This is a genomic window from Endozoicomonas elysicola, assembly GCF_000710775.1.
Lineage (GTDB): Bacteria > Pseudomonadota > Gammaproteobacteria > Pseudomonadales > Endozoicomonadaceae > Endozoicomonas > Endozoicomonas elysicola.
On the sequence record NZ_JOJP01000001.1, the window covers coordinates 4,576,896 to 4,592,426 of the forward strand.

15 protein-coding genes are annotated in these 15,531 nt (G+C 49.4%); 12 read left to right on the forward strand and 3 right to left on the reverse strand.

Annotated elements, in window-relative coordinates; genetic code table 11:
* Positions 1 to 2 precede the first annotated feature (2 nt).
* Positions 3 to 392, reverse strand: a complete 390-nt coding sequence (msrB, locus tag GV64_RS19245) for a peptide-methionine (R)-S-oxide reductase MsrB (protein ID WP_020581416.1) — start codon at positions 390 to 392, stop codon at positions 3 to 5.
* A 181-nt stretch (positions 393 to 573) separates the two neighbouring features.
* Here msrB and GV64_RS19250 point away from each other — a divergent pair, with 181 nt between their 5' ends.
* The 6 genes from GV64_RS19250 to GV64_RS19275 all read left to right on the forward strand — a co-directional run bounded on the left by GV64_RS19250 (position 574) and on the right by GV64_RS19275 (position 5,459).
* Positions 574 to 1,788: a pyridoxal phosphate-dependent aminotransferase gene (locus GV64_RS19250; protein ID WP_034844407.1), complete on the forward strand. Its 1,215-nt coding sequence runs from the start codon at positions 574 to 576 to the stop codon at positions 1,786 to 1,788.
* A 50-nt stretch (positions 1,789 to 1,838) separates the two neighbouring features.
* Positions 1,839 to 2,267, forward strand: coding sequence for a hypothetical protein (locus GV64_RS19255; protein ID WP_020581418.1), 429 nt, complete (start codon positions 1,839 to 1,841; stop codon positions 2,265 to 2,267).
* 174 nt (positions 2,268 to 2,441) lie between these two features.
* Entirely contained in the window at positions 2,442 to 3,332 is an 891-nt protein-coding gene (htpX, locus tag GV64_RS19260; RefSeq protein WP_020581419.1) for a protease HtpX, read from the forward strand.
* A gap of 223 nt (positions 3,333 to 3,555) precedes the next feature.
* Complete coding sequence (gene rnd / locus GV64_RS19265) at positions 3,556 to 4,701, forward strand: ribonuclease D (RefSeq protein WP_020581420.1); 1,146 nt, start codon at positions 3,556 to 3,558, stop codon at positions 4,699 to 4,701.
* Positions 4,702 to 5,013 carry a YcgL domain-containing protein gene (locus tag GV64_RS19270; protein WP_020581421.1) on the forward strand — a complete coding sequence of 104 codons (312 nt, stop codon included), beginning with the start codon at positions 4,702 to 4,704 and terminating at the stop codon, positions 5,011 to 5,013. It begins immediately after the preceding gene.
* Positions 5,010 to 5,459, forward strand: coding sequence for a YcgN family cysteine cluster protein (locus GV64_RS19275; RefSeq protein WP_020581422.1), 450 nt, complete (start codon positions 5,010 to 5,012; stop codon positions 5,457 to 5,459). Before GV64_RS19270 ends, GV64_RS19275 begins: the two co-directional genes overlap by 4 nt.
* A gap of 133 nt (positions 5,460 to 5,592) precedes the next feature.
* Here the strand turns inward: GV64_RS19275 and GV64_RS19280 are convergent, their stop codons facing one another.
* Complete coding sequence (locus GV64_RS19280; RefSeq protein ID WP_026258091.1) at positions 5,593 to 6,168, reverse strand: nitroreductase family protein; 576 nt, start codon at positions 6,166 to 6,168, stop codon at positions 5,593 to 5,595.
* A 22-nt stretch (positions 6,169 to 6,190) separates the two neighbouring features.
* Positions 6,191 to 6,835, reverse strand: coding sequence for a TetR/AcrR family transcriptional regulator (locus GV64_RS19285; protein ID WP_020581424.1), 645 nt, complete (start codon positions 6,833 to 6,835; stop codon positions 6,191 to 6,193).
* A 172-nt stretch (positions 6,836 to 7,007) separates the two neighbouring features.
* Between GV64_RS19285 and GV64_RS19290 the strand changes: the two genes are divergently transcribed.
* The 6 genes from GV64_RS19290 to GV64_RS19315 are packed head-to-tail and all read left to right on the forward strand — an operon-like array spanning position 7,008 to position 15,499.
* Positions 7,008 to 8,858 (forward strand): acyclic terpene utilization AtuA family protein, encoded by a 1,851-nt coding sequence (locus GV64_RS19290; RefSeq protein ID WP_020581425.1) that lies wholly within the window; start codon positions 7,008 to 7,010, stop codon positions 8,856 to 8,858.
* Complete coding sequence (locus tag GV64_RS19295) at positions 8,855 to 10,471, forward strand: acyl-CoA carboxylase subunit beta (protein ID WP_026258093.1); 1,617 nt, start codon at positions 8,855 to 8,857, stop codon at positions 10,469 to 10,471. Before GV64_RS19290 ends, GV64_RS19295 begins: the two co-directional genes overlap by 4 nt.
* 50 nt (positions 10,472 to 10,521) lie before the next feature.
* On the forward strand, positions 10,522 to 11,670 hold the full coding sequence (locus tag GV64_RS19300) for an acyl-CoA dehydrogenase family protein (protein WP_020581427.1): 1,149 nt from the start codon (positions 10,522 to 10,524) through the stop codon (positions 11,668 to 11,670).
* Between the two features lie 5 nt (positions 11,671 to 11,675).
* On the forward strand, positions 11,676 to 12,461 hold the full coding sequence (locus tag GV64_RS19305; RefSeq protein ID WP_020581428.1) for an enoyl-CoA hydratase/isomerase family protein: 786 nt from the start codon (positions 11,676 to 11,678) through the stop codon (positions 12,459 to 12,461).
* 9 nt (positions 12,462 to 12,470) lie between these two features.
* Positions 12,471 to 14,489, forward strand: coding sequence for an acetyl/propionyl/methylcrotonyl-CoA carboxylase subunit alpha (locus GV64_RS19310; RefSeq protein ID WP_020581429.1), 2,019 nt, complete (start codon positions 12,471 to 12,473; stop codon positions 14,487 to 14,489).
* Between the two features lie 20 nt (positions 14,490 to 14,509).
* Positions 14,510 to 15,499 (forward strand): NAD(P)H-dependent flavin oxidoreductase, encoded by a 990-nt coding sequence (locus GV64_RS19315; protein WP_051087795.1) that lies wholly within the window; start codon positions 14,510 to 14,512, stop codon positions 15,497 to 15,499.
* Positions 15,500 to 15,531 lie beyond the last annotated feature (32 nt).

Sequence of the window (15,531 nt, forward strand, 5' to 3'; positions counted from 1 at the left end):
GGTTAGCGATCTTTAAATTTCATCGCAACCGAGTTAATGCAATAACGCAACCCGGTAGGCTCCGGTCCATCTGGAAATACATGCCCAAGATGGGCCCCACAATTGGAGCAGAGAACTTCCGTACGCTCCATACCGAGACTTTTATCTTCCTGCAGGGTTATCGCATCGCTATCGATGGTCTGGTAGAAACTGGGCCAGCCACACCCTGCATCAAACTTTACGGTTGAATCAAAGAGCGGCTCCCCGCAGCAGACACAGTGAAAAATGCCTTCTTTTTCAAAGAAGTTATACTCCCCGGTAAAAGGACGCTCTGTCCCTTTTTCACGGCAAACATGATACTGCTCGTCGGTAAGCTCTTCCCGCCACTGTTCATCTGACTTTTTCTCTTTCATCACACACAGCCCTCTTATTCCACCTTTAATCAGCAAACAGGTACTCACTGGAATACGCTCGCACCACTCAGAATAACCGCCCGAATAAAAACTATCTACCTAGTGCAACTCTTGACAGATCGCTTCATAATGCCATGCTGCGGAATGCATTGAAGCTAAATTAACCATCGGTACGACATCCATGAAGGATATTGAAAAATCCACCAAACTCGACAATGTCTGTTACGACATTCGCGGCCCCGTTCTTCGGGAAGCCAAGCGGCTGGAAGAAGAAGGGCATCGTGTCATTAAATTGAACACGGGAAATCCTGCGGCGTTTGGCTTTGATGCACCCGATGAAATCACCCAGGATGTTATTCGCAACCTGCCTCTGTCTCAGGGTTACTGTGACTCTAAAGGCCTGTTCTCTGCGCGCAAGGCCATTATGCAGTACTGCCAGCAGAAGAACTTCCCCCCCATTACCGTTGAAGACATCATCATTGGTAACGGTGTCAGTGAACTGGTCGTCATGACCATGCAGGCACTGCTCAATAATGGTGATGAGATGCTAATCCCGGCGCCAGACTATCCTTTGTGGACTGCTGCAGTGCATCTGTCGGGTGGCCGGGCTGTTCACTACCGCAAAGATGAACAGTCTGACTGGTATCCTGATATCGAAGATATGCGCAGCAAAATTACCGCCAAAACCCGCGGTATCGTCATTATCAACCCCAACAACCCCACCGGAGCTGTGTATCCGGACGAGATACTGAAAGAGATTGTCCAGCTGGCCAGAGAACATGACCTGATCATCTTCGCTGACGAAATTTACGACAAAATTCTCTATGATGATGCTGAACACACCGCACTTGCCTCCTTAGCAGACGATGTGCTCTGTATCAGCTTTAACGGCCTATCCAAATCTTACCGGGTTGCCGGTTTCCGGGCTGGCTGGCTGGTAGTTTCAGGACCAAAGCACAATGCCAGAAGCTACCTTGAAGGCTTGGAAATGCTTGCCTCCATGCGGCTTTGTGCCAACGTACCCTCACAACACGCTATCCAGACAGCGTTAGGCGGCTATCAGAGCATCAATGATCTGATATTACCGGGCGGCAGACTGCTCGAGCAGAGAAACCGTGCCTGGGAAATGCTGGATCAAATCCCGGGAGTCAGCTGCGTTAAACCAAAAGGTGCGCTCTACCTGTTCCCACGACTTGATACAAAACATTACTCAATTCACGATGATGAGAAGTTGGTTCTGGACTTTCTGCTTCAGGAAAAAGTGCTTCTAGTTCAGGGAACAGCCTTTAACTGGCCAGACCCCGACCACCTGAGGATCATCTCCCTCCCCTGGGTTGAAGATCTGGAAACGGTAATGACCAAACTTGAACGATTCCTTAGCCGATACAAACAGTAAACGAGCTAATAGGGGGTAAGCTTGCCCCCCTCTGTTCTTATGGATGGACTATGGCCGACATACACATTGACGAGTTTTACCAGGACTGCCTGAAAATTCTGGTTCAGCTCTATAATACTTTTCCTCGCCTGACGACACTCTACGTTGACGACCTGATCTCCAACGCTGGAACCGATGAATTCGGCATTCCTAACAGGCGTCACAAAGCCTGTTTTGATGCCATGCTCTGGCTGGCCTCAGAGGGCTATATCCGCTATCAGGACAACATTCGACATGATGCACTGGATCAGGTTGTACTCACTGAAAAAAGTTTTCTACGCTTAAGTCTGCCTGTCGTCATTATTAATGACTCACAGGATCTCCCGCCATCCGTTGCCCGTAAACAAGCGACAATAGCCTGGCACTGCCGACAGGCACTCAAGGACAAAGGCAGTGAAGCGATAGTGCAAGCGGCACTGCAATTTTTCTCTCAAAGCTGACCTTTAACAGGTCAGCTCAACACTTGACTCTCCCTTTTAAAACAACCTTTCTGTCAGCTCCGTGTAAAAAATGAACACATTTTTTAGGCTGCCTTACGACTCGCTTGAAAATATAAGGGTCTGCCTTTATATAGCTCTTTCTTGAAAATGATGACGATGAGGTCACCTTAACTAATGAAGAGAATCCTGTTGTTTCTGGCCACAAACATGGCAGTCCTTTTGCTGGCCAGTATCACACTGAATATTCTCGGCGTCGGCAGTTACCTGAGCCATCAGGGGCTGAACATGGGTTCCCTGCTGGTATTCTGTGCCGTATTCGGTTTTGCCGGCTCTTTTGTATCCCTGCTGCTCTCCAAAACCATGGCCAAGATGAGCACAGGAACGCAGATTATTGAACAGCCTCAAACAACCCAGGAACAATGGCTGGTCGATACCGTTAGAGAACTCTCTGAAAAAGCAGGCATAGGAATGCCGGAAGTGGGTATTTTCCACTCGCCAGAAGCCAATGCCTTTGCGACTGGGTGGAACAAAAATGCGGCACTGGTTGCTGTTAGTCAGGGGCTTCTGGACCGCTTCAACCCTAACGAAGCCCGTGCAGTTATTGGGCATGAAATTGGTCACGTAGCCAATGGTGACATGGTTACTCTGAGTTTGATCCAGGGTGTTGTGAATACCTTTGTGATGTTCTTCGCCCGGATTATTGGCTATGCCGTTGATTCCTTCCTGCGTCGTGATGATGAAGGAGAAGGTGGTGTAGGTATTGGGTTTTACGTAACCAGCTTTATTGCCGAGATTATTCTTGGCTTCCTGGCCAGTGCCATCGTTATGTGGTTCTCCCGCCAACGTGAGTTCAGAGCGGATGAAGCCGGTGCCGAACTGGTAAGCCGCAGGGACATGATTGCAGCGCTGGAACGCCTTCGCTCTGAATACGAAGCGCCCAGTGCCATGCCGGCAACCATGACTGCCTTCGGTATCCGAAGTGGTGTTCGCAGCGGACTGGCCGCCCTGTTTACCAGCCATCCGCCACTGGATCAGCGAATCGAAGCACTACGTGCGCACAGTTAAGCTACCCCCTTCAGGCCGGTGTTATCCGGCCTTTTTTATTGAAACCTCAGAGATCACAAAGAACACAAAGGAAAATAAAAGCATTTCTCCGTGAGCTTTGTGATCTCTGTGGTTGTACCAGCCCCCATCAAGATTAAAAGACAGAACCGATAAAAACTGTAATGTCCTATCAACAGTAGCTCATGACTGTTTATAATGGAGTTTTCCATTAGAACCATTAGCTATGCCACTTTTGCCTCCAGAGCCCGTCTGGATAATCAACAATCAGACACTGGAAGACTACTGCCAACAGTGGTCTGCTCTTGATGCGATTGCCCTTGACACGGAGTTCATTCGTACCGATACATTCTACCCACTGCCAGGCCTTATTCAGGTTGGGGCCGGGGCTGATGTTTTTTTGATTGACCCTCTGGAGATTAGCCAGTGGTCTCCTCTCGCTAAACTGTTTGAAAATCCAAATGTGATCAAGGTGCTTCACGCATGCAGTGAAGACTTGGAGGTTTTCAAGTTATTAACCGGTACCGTCCCACGACCACTGTTTGATACCCAGCTTGCAGCAGCATTTGCTAACCTTGGTTTTTCCATGGGCTACCAGGCATTATTAAAACATATATTGAATATTGATCTGCCCAAGGATGAAACCCGTTCGAACTGGCGGCAAAGACCATTAACAGAAGCTCAGATTCGTTATGCTAGCCTGGATGTCACTCACTTGCTTGAGGTTTATCAGCACCTTAATCAATTACTGGTACAGACGCCTAAAAAAGCGTGGCTGGATGACGAGTGCCTATCATTAACACTCAATGTGCTTCCTTATGATCCAGATAATGCCTGGCAAGATGTAAAACGGGCATGGCAGCTACGCCCTCAACAGCTGGCTGTATTAAAAGCCCTTTGTTATTTCCGTGAGACTGCAGCCCGCGAGGAAGATGTTCCCAGAAACCGGATTATCCCGAAAGGCAGTCTCTGGCCCCTGGCAAGATTTCAACCCAAGGCCATCAATGCACTCCGGGAAATACCGGACATGCGCTCCAGCATTATTCGTCATCATGGCGAACAAATACTGGATATCATCAATGCAGCCAGCCAAATCCCGGCGGAGCAGAGGCCCGGCTCCCTCCCCCCCCCTTTACCCAAAAACGCAAAGGACTGGGGAAAGCAAATCAAAGCCCTGATATCTCAACAGGCTGTTGAGTTGGAAATCCCTCTTGAGCTGCTGACGCCCAACAAGCTGACATCGCCACTGCTGCGCAGCTGGCTGGATAATGGCCATTTTTCCCTGCCTGATACACTCACGGGCTGGCGTCGTGATATCATCGGCCCCCCTCTGATCAATCAGCTCAATGCAATGGAAGAAAAAGGCCACTGAATGAAGTCGCTGGTATCGATTTACAAAAGCCCCAAGCGGAACGAGATGTACCTTTATGTCACCAAAGGTGCCTCTCTGGAGCAGATAATCCCTGAGCCGCTACTGAAGGCATTCGGCAAGCCTGCCCATGTTTTTGATTTACTGCTGACCCCGACCAAAAAGCTGGCCAGAGTTGAAACCGCCAGTGTACTTGAGGGGCTGACCAGTAACGGGTACTACCTGCAAATGCCACCGTCTGATTCTCAGGGACAAGAAGATGACTACACAATCCGTCTGCCGGATGAGTTTCTTTCGTTTAACGACCCAATATGACTTTACAACCTTTCTGGGAAACCAAAACCCTGTCAGAAATGACATCCGATGAATGGGAAAGCCTTTGCGACCGTTGCGGCCGATGCTGCCTACACAAGCTGGAAGATGAAGACACGGATGAAGTCTACTATACGTCAGTCGCTTGCCGGTTACTGGATACTGACAGTTGTCAGTGTCGGGACTACCCAAACCGAAAACAGATAGTGTCTGACTGCACTGTATTAACACTAAAGGATGTTAAGAACTTCCATTGGCTACCCGAAACCTGTGCCTACCGTCTGATCAGTGAAGAAAAGCCACTGTCCAGCTGGCACCCATTGGTCTCCGGCTCCAATACATCTGTTCACACAGCAGGAATCTCGGTCAAAGGCTGGGTGCATTCAGAAGTTGACGTAAACGAAGAGGACCTGGAAGACTTTATTATCCCCCACATCATGGTTCGCTGAACCTGTTTCTAATTTGAGCCTATTGATGTTTCTCTACCTGCTCAACAAAGAATAAGCTGACCACAGAGGCCCAGAGAAAAAGCTTTTCCTCCGTGACTCTGTGGTAAAGATGAAAATATACTAATTCCACCTTCTAAGAAACCTGAAGCCCTCCTGTCCAGACAGAAACAAATTGGCCTACATCCAGCACAGGCACTTTCTTTTTAACGCCCACAGGCTTACCCAGATAGATAAACCCCATTAACTGCTCATTGTCAGCAAGACCAAGCCCTTTGGCCAAGGACGGCTTGTAACACAGATCTCCAGTTCTCCAGATCGCCCCAACGCCTTGGGCATGGGCAGCCAGCAGCAGAGATTGAACTGCAGCCGCTAGAGACATCTTCTGCTCAACCTCCGGAACCTTTGGATGCTTCTTAACCGGACAGATGGCCAGTACCAGCATAGGTGCCCGGAGCGGCATCCCTCTGAAACGAGCCAGTGCATCTTCTGAAAGGTCCGGCTGATCTTCCAGGGCCGCTTGTGCCATCAACTCCCCCAGAGCCTCCCGCGCTTCTCCACTGACTTTCAAAAATCGCCAGGGGCGAATACGACCATGATCAGGGGCTCTCAGGGCAGCCCGAAACATGACATCCAGTTGCTGATCGCTGGGTGCCGGTTCATCCAGCATCGGTGTGGACACCTTTTCCAACAAAAGCTCTATAGCATTCATCAATCACTCCCACCAAAATTACTTACGGTTTTGATGTATTCAAGGCCATCGACAAAATCATCTCTGCCAGGGCTTCCAGGGACAAATCACCATCAGGCTTAAACCAGTTGATACTCCAACTGATGGAGCCGGTTAATAGCCGTCGTAACATGGCCGGTGGAATGACAATCAAATTCTGCTCCCTGGCCTCTTCCAGAACATCAATCCACAGTCGCTCATATTCATCTCTCAACTTCAGAATTTCACTCTGGTTTTCATCATTCAGCCCACGCCACTCGTAAACCAGCACTGCCATCTCCGCACCATTATCCACCAGAATGGACTGCAGCTCGCAGAGAATAAGACCATAAAGTCGATCCCTGACATCCTGATTCAGGCTCAATGACAATTTCATGGTTTCAATATTCAGTAAGATGGTCTCTTCCACCACACTGCGCAGGATCTCCTGCTTGCTGGGGTAATGGTGAAACAGGCTACCGGATTGTATCCCGATATCTTTTGCCAGATCCCTGACCGTCGTCCTCTCGTAGCCATTGGTTCTGAATAATCGGGCAGCAGATTTCAGCAGGCGCCCCTTAGCACTCTCCGGGGCAACAATTAATCCCTGATCAATCAACTGCTGGGAAAGCTCTGCGGTTTGCTGGGCACTGAGTGCAATAAATGACATAAGACGTCTGTTTGAGTTCTAAAATTATAATTTGAGCCAGTCTAACACAGCTGGAAAATCAGCAGCATATCACAAAGCAAACGCTTGTTTTTTTAGCTCAACCACTTCCCAACCAATCACTTGCTTGGTAACCTCCATCAAACAATAACAATATTTGTCATCAAACTCACCTATGACACCTCAAAAGACGCCTGAAAAAAAAGTTCGAATCGGTTGTGCCTCCGCCTTCTGGGGTGATACTGCCAATGCTGCCCACCAGCTGGTTAACGGTGGCCAACTCGATTACCTGGTTTTTGATTACCTTGCAGAAATGACGCTGTCCATCATGGCCGGCGCCCAAATGAAAAATCCATCCGCTGGGTTTGCTCCCGATTTCATTGCCACATTGAAGCCGCTGCTTGGTCAGATCAAAACCCAGGGTATTAAGGTATGCAGCAATGCTGGTGGCATCAATGCCATGGGTTGTGCTGAAGCACTGGCAAAAGTCGTTGCAGACTCAGGGATTGACCTGACGATCGCCGTCGTTGAGGGGGACAACCTGACACAAGCTTTTCAGACCAGCCAGCAATCACACCCCCATATCGTGGATATGTTCAGTGGCCAACCGATACCCAACCACTTAACCAGCGTGAACGCTTACCTGGGTGCTCCTTCTATTACGACAGCACTGGCTGCGGCTGCAGATATTGTGATTACTGGCCGGGTTGTGGACAGTGCGGTCGTACTTGGCCCACTGGTTCATGAGTTTGGCTGGTCCTGGCAGGACTACGACAAACTGGCGCAGGGCTCCCTGGCGGGCCATGTTATCGAATGTGGGACCCAGGCAACCGGTGGTAATTTTACCGACTGGCGTCTGGTGAAAGATGGTTATGCCAATATGGGATTCCCCATTATTGAGTGTCAGGAGGATGGGGCATTTATTGTGAGCAAATGTTCCGGTAGCGGTGGACTGGTGAGCTGCAACACCGTTGCTGAGCAGATTCTCTATGAAATTGGTAATCCCGAAGCGTATTTACTGCCTGACGTCACCTGCGATTTCAGTCAGGTAACGGTGGAGCAAACTGACACCAACCAAGTGCGGGTAACTGGAGCCAGAGGTCGCCCTTGTACGACCCAATATAAAGTCAGCGCGACGTATATGGATGGCTTTCGTTCAACAGCCACCTTTATGATCGGAGGCATTGATGCTGGTGAAAAGGGGCAGGCAGTTGCTGATGCAATTATTCAAAGAGTCCGTGGGTTGTTAACACTGAAAGGCCTGGATGACTTCAACGATGTGAATATTGAAGTACTGGGTACCGAAGCAACCTATGGTGCTCAAGCACTGACAGGTCAGGCTCAACCTCGTGAAGTCGTTGTAAAAATTGCCACTTCCCATCAGGATAAAAAAGCCCTGCAGTTATTTGGCTCTGAGATTGCCCAGGCGGCAACAGCCATGGCTCCAGGCATTACGGGTCTGGTGGGAGGTCGGCCAAAGCCAAGCCCTCGCCTTTGCCTCTTCTCTTTCTTAATCAACAAACGTGATATTTCGCCCACTTACCGGCTGATCAATGCCCGAGAGAGTGAATCTGAAGTGGTATCCGTTATTTCAGGACAGGCTGCAGATTCCTTAGAAAACACCTGGAAGGATAAGCCACTGCCCGAACCACTGAATAACAGCCCTGAATTTACCATACCTCTGATCAAGCTCGCTCTCGGACGCAGTGGTGACAAAGGTAACCACTGCAATATTGGCATTATTGCCCGAGATAAAAGATATTTGCCGTATATTGAAAAGACATTAACTCCCCACCGAATTGCAGAGTACTTTGCTCATCTTATGAGTGACCGAAGTGAGGTTATCCGCTATCAGCTACCCGCATTAAACAGCATCAATATTGTCATGACCCACTGCCTCGGCGGTGGTGGCATGGCCAGCCTGCGTATCGACCCACAGGGAAAGGCCCTTGCTCAACAATTACTTTCGATACCCATTCCTATCAATAAAAGCCTGTATGAACAGGTTGCGGGGGAAGCAGAGTGAGGATCATTGACTCTCAAATAGACCTTCATGGCCAGGAGTTCAGCGAGAATCGAAACGCCATGCTATCGGCCATTGAACAGTTTCGATGCCTTGAGAAGGCAACGCTCGATAAAGCCCACAGTGCCAGGGATAAATTCCACAGCAAAGGCAAACTCCTGCCCCGCGAACGTTTAGCACTACTCCTCGACCCCGGCTCCAGTTTTATTGAGCTGAGCTCTCTGGCCGGTTATAAAATGCACGATGATAAGGATGGCTCAACAGCGGGTGGCGGGATTATCGCAGGCATCGGGTTTGTCAGTGGTGTTCGGTGCATGCTGCAGGTCAATAACAGTGCCATAAAAGGCGGCACCATCTCTCCTACCGGCCTTGAGAAAACCCTGCGACTGCAGGAGATTGCCCGTGAGAATAAATTACCTCTGATCACGCTTGCGGAAAGTGGTGGAGCAAACCTGACCTACGCCACGGACGTCTTTGTCCCTGGTGCCCGGGCGTTTGCCAACCAGGCTCGTTTGTCAAAAGCCGGCATACCTCAGGTCACTGTCGTACATGGTAATGCCACTGCTGGCGGCGCCTATCAGCCGGGTTTGTCCGACTACGTGGTGGCTGTTAAGAATCAAACCAAAATGTTTCTGGCAGGACCGCCTCTGCTTAAGGCTGCTACCGGTGAGATTGCCACCGATGAAGAACTGGGTGGCAGTGATATTCATGTTTATCAAGCCGGTACAGCGGACTATCTGGCTCAGGATGATGTCGAGGGAATAGCCCTTGCCCGAGATATCACCCAGAGCCTTGGTTGGAATGAACGACTTGCATTGCCTGAGAAACGCGAAAGTAAACCGCCACGATATCACAGTGATGAACTGCTGGGCATTATCCCCTGTGACAGCAAAAAGCCCTACGATGTGAGAGAAGTCATTGCACGACTGGTTGATAGCTCGGCCTTCAGCGATTTCAAAAGCGATTTCGATCTGCAGACCGTTTGCGGCTTTGCGCATATTGACGGTCACAGCGTTGGCATTATTGGCAACAATGGACCAATAACCGCAAAAGGTGCTAACAAGGCAGCGCAGTTTATTCAGCTCTGTGAACAGAGTCACCGCTCACTGCTTTTCCTTCATAACACCACTGGATTTATGGTGGGCACTGACGCAGAGCAAAGCGGCATTATCAAGCATGGCTCAAAGATGATTCAGGCGGTGGCCAATGCCAGCATTCCAAAAATATCCATTTCAATTGGCGGTTCCTACGGCGCTGGCAACTACGCCATGTGTGGTCGAGGCCTGGACCCACGCTTTATTTTCTCATGGCCCAATGCCAGAACGGCGGTGATGGGGGGCGAACAGGCTGGCAAAGTACTTCGGATCGTCAGTGAAGAGAAAATGCGCAAAATGGGACAGGAACCCGATCCATCACAGCTCGAACAAATGGAGGCTGCCACTACGGCAAAACTCAATGCAGGGTCAACCGCACTATTTGGCACAGCCCGCCTCTGGGATGATGGTTTAATTGACCCAAGGGATACCCGGGATTTGCTGGCAAATTTGCTGGATATTTGCAGGCAGGCAGAAAACAGGCACCTCAAAAACAATACATTCGGTGTCGCACGTTTTTAATCCTGTTTCCTAATAAAAATGCCAATAACAACAATAAACCAGGAAATATCATGATACTCACCCAGGAACATCTGGAGCTTAAACGCACCATTGCAAATTTTGTGGAAAATGAAGTGAATCCCCATGTCGACAGCTGGGAGGAGGCTGGCCTGTTTCCTGCTAAAGCCCTCTTCAAAAAGATGGGTGACCTGGGTCTGCTCGGTATCAGCAAACCAGTAGAAAATGGCGGTATGGGACTCGACTACACCTTTGAAATGCTGGCGGCAGAAGAGTTCGGCGCCATTCGCTGCGGTGGTATCCCGATGGCCATTGGCGTACAGACCAACATGGCCACCCCGGCAATGGCACGATTTGGCAGTGATTATCTCCGTGAGACATACCTGGCTCCGGCCATTGCTGGCGATAGGGTGGCCTGTATAGGTGTCAGCGAGCCCGGAGCCGGCAGTGATGTTGCTGCCATCAAGACAACGGCCATAAAAGACGGTGACGACTACATCATCAATGGCAGCAAAATGTGGATCACCAATGCCACTCAGGCTGACTTTATCTGCCTGCTGGCCAACACTTCTGACGAACCAGCCCACAAGAACAAATCACTGATTATCGTTCCTACCGATACACCTGGAATTTCATTCTCGGAAAAACTCAACAAACTGGGCATGCGCAGTTCTGATACCGCACAGATTTTCTTTGATAACGTACGGGTTCCACAAAAAAACCGGATTGGCTCGGAAGGTAGCGGCTTCGTCATGCAGATGCAGCAGTTTCAAGAGGAGCGGTTATACGTTGCGGCCATGTCACTGAAAGGGATGGAAATCTGTATAAACGACACGCTTACCTACACTCTGGAGCGCAACGCCTTTGGCAAACCACTGATTGCCAACCAGTCCATCCTGTTTCGACTGGCAGAGCTGCAAACAGAAGTTGAGGCGCTTCGGGCCCTGACTTATCAGGCTTGTGAACGATACAGCCAGGGTGAAGATGTCACGCAGCTTGCCTCCATGGCCAAATTAAAATCCGGTCGCCTTTCACGGGAAGTCAGTGATGCCTGCCTGCAGTACTGGGGAGGCATGGGCTTTATGTGGGATAACGTCGTAAGTCGCTTTTACCGGGATAACCGTCTGGGCTCCATTGGCGGCGGTGCTGATGAAATTATGCTCGGGATTATTGGCAAAAATATGGCTAAAGCACTGGGGTAATAACAATGGGTACTCCAGAAATCTACAAAACCCTGCTCGTCGAGCAACAGGCGGATGTTCTAACCGTTACCCTCAACCGGCCAAGGCAGGCCAATGCCATGAATCTGACCATGGTCAACGAACTGACTCAGGTCATGAATCGAGCGGTTGAGCAACAGGTAAGGGTATTCATCATCCGTGGAGCGGACGGGAATTTCTGCGCGGGCGGGGATATCAAAGAAATGCAGGCCATCGCCAGTGACCGGGAAGAACTGGCCCAATTCAACCGCTCCTTTGGCCTGATGCTGGAACAGGCGAATACCCTGCCCTGCGTGGTCATTACCGTTTTACAGGGGGCCGTGCTGGGTGGTGGTTTTGGCCTTGCCTGTATCAGTGATGTCGCAATCAGCGATACCACCTCGGCATTTGCCATGCCTGAGACCTCTCTAGGAATCATACCGGCACAGATCGCCCCTTTCGTGGTTGACCGTATTGGCCTGACCCAAGCAAGACGACTGGCGTTGCTTGGACAGCGAATTCCAGCAGCACAGGCTCTGACGCTTGGCATTATTCATCATGTTTCCCAGACTCAGGACGAACTGGACAGCAAGCTGACATTGGCCGTATCAGCGGCGATGAATTGCGCGCCTCAGGCCACAGCCACAACCAAGGCTCTGATGCACAAAGTAGGCAAGCTGCCCATGGCATCATTACTGGATGAAGCCGCTATTCACTTTGCTGACAGCGTCCAGGGAGAAGGCCGTGAAGGTGCCAGGGCTTTTGCGCATAAAAGTAAACCGAATTGGCGATAGGGGAAGAACATGTTTCATAAAGTATTAGTGGCCAATCGTGGTGAAATTGCCCAACGTATCATTGCCTCTGCCAAGTCGCTTGGATACCGGACAGTAGCTGTTTATTCAGAACCTGATTGTGATGCTCCTCATGTCCAGCTGGCAGATGAAGCGGTGTGTCTGGGTAAAGGCGTAGCTAGTGATAGTTATTTAAATATCGAAAAAATTCTCCATGCAGCCCGGATCACGAGGAGTGATGCCATTCACCCCGGGTATGGATTTTTATCCGAGAACAGTGATTTCGCGCAGGCCTGCAGTGAGCACGGCCTGGTCTTTATTGGTCCCGATTCTAAAGCCATTAGGCTGATGGGCAGTAAGCGTGCAGCCAAAGAAGCCATGCTTGCAGCAAAAGTACCCTGTGTTCCCGGTTACGAAGGTAAAGATCAAAGTAATACAGCACTGACTGATGCTGCAGAAGGCATAGGCTACCCTATTATGGTGAAAGCCTCTGCTGGAGGTGGTGGCCGGGGAATGCGTGTCGTAAAAGATTCATCAGAGCTTGAAAGTGCAATCAAATCCGCCCGCTCTGAAGCTTTCAGTGCCTTTGGCAGTGATGAGTTAATCCTTGAGAAAGCATTGACTTCCGTCCGCCACATCGAAATACAGATCTTTGCTGACACCCATGGCAACACCATTCATTTAGGTGAACGCGATTGCAGTATGCAGCGGCGTCATCAGAAAGTTATTGAAGAAGCACCATCACCGGCATTAACTCCAGAACTCAGGGAGTCAATGGGACAAGCCGCCATCTCAGCGGCAAAGGCCTGTAACTACGTTGGTGCTGGCACTGTAGAGTTTCTGCTGACCGCTGAGCATGATTTTTACTTTCTGGAAATGAACACCCGGCTTCAGGTGGAGCACCCCGTCACCGAACTGGTGACCAATCTGGACCTTGTGGAATGGCAATTAAGGGTTGCCGCTGGTGAGAAATTGCCACTGAAACAAGACCAGATCAAAACGAATGGACACGCTATTGAAGTGCGCCTGTATGCTGAAGATCCTGCAAATAGTTTTATGCCTCAGACAGGAACGGTTTCACTATGGAGACCTGCATTAACTGACAGTGTTTCAGGTAAGGATTATCCCGGATTAAGAGTTGATTCCGGTATTTACGAAGGGAGTCAGATCAGCGCTCATTATGATCCAATGCTGGCAAAATTTATTGCCTATGGGGAAAATCGAGAACAGGCTCGACGTCGTTTATTACGATTGGTGCAGGACTCTCATCTTTTAGGGTTACGAGACAATCGCAGCTTTCTAAGTGAGTTGTTACAAAGTGACACCTTTGTTAGCGGTCAGGCCACTACCGATTTTATCCGTGATCAATTCACTAATAATCCAAGCCTGGCTTCTCAGGTCATCATGCCTGATGAGTGGGGCATTGCGGCTTTACTTCTGTGTGAAGGGGCTCTGATAAAACATAGCAACCTTCAAACCACTCAGTTCATCGAAAGACCGATTAAGATTTGTTGTGGAAATTATTTACGGACATTAAAAATCTCATACCAAAACACGAATAAGTATCGCCTTTCATTTGAAAATAAAGACCCCGATGATTCAGGGCAGTCGGCAATTACAATCGAGCTTGTTGACTGTAAAGACAACCAGCTACGCTATATTGCTCACGCCGGCGAAAAAAATAGCGTCATGAAAACATCAACCTTCACAATCAACCGTAATGGCGATATATCAGAGTTATGGCTGGCCAGCAACCGTGGAAACCTTCTATTCGCTGATCAGACATTTATGGTCACAAAAAACAGCACGACCGGTTCCAATAAAATACTCGCTTCCATGGATGGTGTAGTCGTTGACCTGCTGGTTGAAAAGGGACAGACCGTAAAATGTGGCGATGTGCTCACCGTCATTGAAGCCATGAAAATGGAACACCCGCTCAAGGCAGGCATGGACGGCATCGTTGGAAATATTCTAACCAGCCCAGGCGAACAAGTGAAAGGCCGACAGCTGCTGATCGAATTACAAGAATAATACCTCTCGGGAGTATGGCAATGTCTTCAAAAAAAACATCAAAGCCATTTTCAAATCAAACACTACCTTCTGACTGGCACGACAGACTGTCCATTCCAGTGGTGATGGCTCCCATGTTTCTGGTTTCAGGACCCGACCTGGTTATTGCCGGTTGTAAAAAAGGTATTGTCGGTACGTTTCCAGCACTGAACCAGCGAACCAGCGAAGGGTTTGAGGACTGGCTGATTCAAATAACCACAGAATTGTCGGACTTTGAACAGCAGACCGGAAAACAGGCAGCACCATTTGGTGTTAATTTAATTGTCCATGAATCCAACCCCAGACTGGAAACTGATCTGGCACTTTGCATTAAATACAAAGTACCACTGGTCATCACCGCACTGGGGGCAATTCGTGATGTCGTAGATCAGGTACACAACTATGGTGGTGTTGTTTTCCACGATGCTGCCAGTGTACAACACGCTCAAAAGGCAGCAGGGGCGAATGTTGATGGCATTATTGCCGTGAGCAGTGGCGCTGGTGGGCATGCCGGAACGATTAACCCCTTCGCATTAGTTGAAGAAATCCGGACATTCTGGAACAAGACCCTGTTACTGGGAGGATGTATTAACCATGGCCACCAGATTCATGCTGCGCAAATCATGGGAGCGGATCTGGCCTATATGGGTACCCGTTTTATTAATACCCTTGAAAGTCGCGCTCCTTCCGGACACAAAGCCATGATAATCGACTGTAACGCAGAAGATGTCATACATACGCCTGCAGTGACTGGCGTACCTTCCAACTTTATGAAGAAAAGCCTGATAGACGCGGGGTATGATATGGATGCTCTATTCAACCCCGGCAAAGTTAACTTTGGTGAAAAGCTCACTCCTGCCGGTTCAGATAGTTCCAAAGCCTGGCAGGACGTCTGGTCAGCAGGACAAGGTGTCGGTGGTATCTCAGATATAGTCAGTTGTGATCGTTTAGTGGATCAGATGATCAGCGAATATAACGAGAGTGTTCGTTAAAAAAGCAAAGTTAGTAAAGGGTCAAATGAGAT

Bases quoted from the DNA above. Each gene is read 5' to 3' on its own strand.
- GV64_RS19305 (WP_020581428.1), top strand. From the start codon at position 11,676: ATGGGTACTCCAGAAATCTACAAAACCCTGCTCGTCGAGCAACAGGCG.
- GV64_RS19275 (WP_020581422.1), top strand. From the start codon at position 5,010: ATGACTTTACAACCTTTCTGGGAAACCAAAACCCTGTCAGAAATGACA.
- GV64_RS19315 (WP_051087795.1), top strand. From the start codon at position 14,510: ATGTCTTCAAAAAAAACATCAAAGCCATTTTCAAATCAAACACTACCT.
- GV64_RS19290 (WP_020581425.1), top strand. From the start codon at position 7,008: ATGACACCTCAAAAGACGCCTGAAAAAAAAGTTCGAATCGGTTGTGCC.
- GV64_RS19250 (WP_034844407.1), top strand. From the start codon at position 574: ATGAAGGATATTGAAAAATCCACCAAACTCGACAATGTCTGTTACGAC.
- GV64_RS19300 (WP_020581427.1), top strand. From the start codon at position 10,522: ATGATACTCACCCAGGAACATCTGGAGCTTAAACGCACCATTGCAAAT.
- GV64_RS19255 (WP_020581418.1), top strand. From the start codon at position 1,839: ATGGCCGACATACACATTGACGAGTTTTACCAGGACTGCCTGAAAATT.
- GV64_RS19280 (WP_026258091.1), bottom strand. From the start codon at position 6,168: ATGAATGCTATAGAGCTTTTGTTGGAAAAGGTGTCCACACCGATGCTG.
- GV64_RS19270 (WP_020581421.1), top strand. From the start codon at position 4,702: ATGAAGTCGCTGGTATCGATTTACAAAAGCCCCAAGCGGAACGAGATG.
- GV64_RS19310 (WP_020581429.1), top strand. From the start codon at position 12,471: ATGTTTCATAAAGTATTAGTGGCCAATCGTGGTGAAATTGCCCAACGT.
- htpX (WP_020581419.1), top strand. From the start codon at position 2,442: ATGAAGAGAATCCTGTTGTTTCTGGCCACAAACATGGCAGTCCTTTTG.
- msrB (WP_020581416.1), bottom strand. From the start codon at position 392: ATGAAAGAGAAAAAGTCAGATGAACAGTGGCGGGAAGAGCTTACCGAC.
- GV64_RS19285 (WP_020581424.1), bottom strand. From the start codon at position 6,835: ATGTCATTTATTGCACTCAGTGCCCAGCAAACCGCAGAGCTTTCCCAG.
- rnd (WP_020581420.1), top strand. From the start codon at position 3,556: ATGCCACTTTTGCCTCCAGAGCCCGTCTGGATAATCAACAATCAGACA.